The following is a 3421-nucleotide window of genomic DNA, read 5'->3' on the forward strand; positions in this document are numbered from 1 at the left end:
TATTTTCACAGGTATCAGGTTCTTGTTTGTGACGTTGGCTACGACGTGCATAGGTATTTTTGTCAGACATATGACTTTATCCCTCCATTTATCATCATAAAGTAAAATAAAACAGCGCAATTGTAATAAAAACGAATTCATAGATAATTTTTAAGGAAAGTTTTTTCTATTATTCTTTTACTTTCGGCGTAGTAATTATCGCTAATTCCTCACCACTTTAGATATTGTGGCTACTTAATTTTCAACTCAGTTTTGATAACATTAGAATCACTAGTTTTGATTTTAGTTTTTGAAATTGTACCATTCGATAGATTAATTAGTATGGTTGTAGTCTTTGAAATACCAATAATGGTCTAGGATTAAAAATATAAACTATTATCCAATCTTGTTCTATTTGATTAAACATACTATTTTAATACTTTAATTATTAGTAATTAGCTAAACAGAATCACTTGCTTTGATAGTGTAGCCAGTTTCTCTTTATTTAAATTATTCACTATTAGGCGAAAGGATGTTATTTCAGAATTTCTATTCGAAGAAACTTCTTTTTTTGTTTTTTGTGCATTTGATTATGCATCTTATTACTTTGTTAAGTTCCCTTTAACAATCTATCAAAGAAGACTATTTATTAATTCTCTAAAGAATTCACCATAGTAGTAACACTTAATACGAGAAACTAAAATACTGTAAATAACATATTTGTACTTACACCAATTTAAAATATTTTTTCTACGTATTGCTTCCTCCTCTCTATTTTTCAATCATTTAAAAATCACAATTAATAGTACAAAAACTTTTATTAACAGATACAATAAAATATTATCATCAATTTTAGCATTGTAAAATAATTAATTATAAATAATAGCATTACAATTTTGTAATATTTTTTCGAATATGTTAATTCCTATACATAATAAAGAGCAGATCAAATCCTAATAAAAGAAAATTAATCTGCTCTACTGTTACAACTAATTAATCAAACTATTATATCGTTTTGCTAAACGTCTACTTCTTCCAGTATTGACCTTGATAAAACAACAATCCCGGTCTTGTTTTAACACTCTACGAACTGTATCAACACTAACATGTAAAGTTGCAGCAATATCAGCTAATGTACTCCCATTTAATCTCATTTGCTTTGCAAATCGATAACGCCGTTAAGCATCAATATTCTTGGAATCCATAGACAATAATACTTTTCTTACCATGTATTTTCTCCAAAGATTGGATTTTAATGGGCCATCATTTCTTGAGCAATCTCATGCTCAGATAATGAAGCTGGATAGAAAGTAGGCCAATTATGCATTTCATTATAAAGTTTTTCTTGACTTTGTCCACCAAAGAAAATATGGAAATGCTCTGCCTTACTTGGTGCAATTCCATGATCACTAAATTGAATATATTTAAAACGACCAGCACCTGCATCATCAGTTTCAAAATTAAAACGAACACCACGGTTTCCTTTTTCATAATTCAAAATTTTGTATCCAACATATTTGTATGTGTATTGATGATGTTCACCGTTGACTACAAAATCAATGGTGTTGTCTTTAATGTTGATAGTATCAATATCTGTCTTATAGCCAGTAGTATAATAATCTTTGTACTCGGCAGCTGTCATGTCTTTATTGAGTTTTGCTTTGTAATCGAAAACTTCATCCAAAATTCCATCTTTTAACAACGGATAAACAGATTGCCATTCGCCTGTATAATCACTCAATTCGCGATCCTTCACATCGGCATCTTTAAAGTACCCATTAGCAACTGTCTTTTCATCCTTCGCTTCTTTTTCTGGAACTACCTCTTCACCAGCAACCATAGTTGTTTTCTCTAACGCTTTTAGATTGTCTTCCATTACTGAAACATAATCTTCACCATTATCCATTTGTTCTTTTGTAAGACTTTCAAGAGGATTCAATACTTCCAATTTTATCCCAGCTTCATTGGCCAAAGTTTTTGCGATTTTATCATTAGCATTCTTTTCAAAATAAATATAATTGATCTTATTTTTTTTAACATACTCTTTTAATTCAGCTAATCGACCAGAAGATGGCTCTTCTTCAGGACTTAGTCCAGCAATAGGAACTTGTATCAATCCATAATCCAAAGCTAAATATCCAAAGGCTGCATGTTGTGTCACAAAACTTTTTTGTTTCGCTTCTTTAAGACTAGTGGTATAGTCAGCATCCAACCGTTTCAGTTTAGTCAAATACTTTTCAGCATTTGCCTCAAATACTTTTGCTTTTTCCGGATACAATTTAACTAACTGATCCTTGATATTTGAAACTTCCTTAATTGCCATTTTGGGTGAAACCCACGTATGAGGATCTAGTTCATGATGGTGATCTTCTTCTCCGTGATCATGATCTTCTTCTTCACTACCTGGCAATAAAATCATGTCTTTTGTTCCTTCTACTACATTAGGCCCAGCTTTCTTCCAACTTTCTTTAGCTTTTGGTACCCATGATTCCATGTTTTCGTTATGATATACAAAAACATCAGCATCATGAGCTTTTGCCATATCCTTAGCTGAGGGCTCATAGTCATGAGGTTCTGATCCCGCTGGAACCATTAAATCCACGTTCGCTTCATCGCCTACGATGTTTTTGGTGAAATCATACATTGGATAGAATGTTGTTACAATTTCTAATTTTCCATCTTTATCATTCGATACTTTTGCATCATTAGTGCTGGAGCAAGCTCCCAATAATCCTAGAGCTGCTATCCCAACAAGTCCTACACTGATTTTCTTCATTCTTTTTCCTTCCTTAATTATGCTAATTTCTTCATTTTATTTCGTTTATGTTCTTTGATAATTTTTAATGCCCTTTTTCTAGTTTTAATATTCGGGCTTTTAAGTCATCGATATGCACTAGATATATCCGTTTTCTCCATTAGAAATTACCCCCAATCAATACTTATCATTATTTGCTTTCCGCCAGTAATTTATCAAAACTCTGTTTGATCCTTTCTTCATCCAACATTTTTCCGATTAGAATAATAGTGGTTTGGTCTTTTTGTCGAGTGGTGTATTGAAAATTAACCTGTTCGTTTACCCCTTGCATGGCAACTATAAAATCCTGCTCTTGTAAAGCAATCAATCCTTTAAAACGATACAGGCTCCCTTGGTTGGTTAAAATCAACCAGTCAATCCATTGGAGTAAAAAATCTTTTTTTATGTCTTGATCTGAAGTTAAGAGAATTGATTTAAACTCATGTACTTGATGGTGTTGATGATAGTGTTTGCCATTATAGTGATTTTCTGATGAATCACTTTCAAAAACTAAGGGATGATTAAATTTTTTCAAATCGCCGATTGTAAAATTAAGCTAGACAACTAAAAAAGTCATTTGTGCTACACTCAAAATAGTTCCGACCAAAGAATTATAAGGAGTGAGTACAAATGACCTATACCCATCTT

1 protein-coding gene and 3 pseudogenes are annotated in these 3421 nt (G+C 31.8%); all 4 read right to left on the reverse strand.

The annotated features are described in order from the left end of the window. Nucleotides 1–968: 968 nt before the first annotated feature. Nucleotides 969–1208 (reverse strand): annotated as a pseudogene (locus ACTFWY_RS17615) (hypothetical protein). A gap of 23 nt (nt 1209–1231) precedes the next feature. Then, a complete protein-coding gene (locus ACTFWY_RS17620; protein ID WP_439927343.1) occupies nt 1232–2755 on the reverse strand; it encodes a zinc ABC transporter substrate-binding protein AdcA in 1524 nt (507 codons plus the stop codon). 17 nt (nt 2756–2772) lie between these two features. Then, nucleotides 2773–2895 (reverse strand): annotated as a pseudogene (locus ACTFWY_RS17625) (putative metal homeostasis protein). A 29-nt stretch (nt 2896–2924) separates the two neighbouring features. Beyond that, a pseudogene (locus tag ACTFWY_RS17630) lies at nt 2925–3311 on the reverse strand (GTP-binding protein); the annotation flags it as partial. Nucleotides 3312–3421 lie beyond the last annotated feature (110 nt).

Source organism: Enterococcus sp. 125944 (assembly GCF_051909435.1).
In the GTDB taxonomy this organism is placed as follows: Bacteria; Bacillota; Bacilli; order Lactobacillales; family Enterococcaceae; genus Enterococcus_D; species Enterococcus_D gallinarum.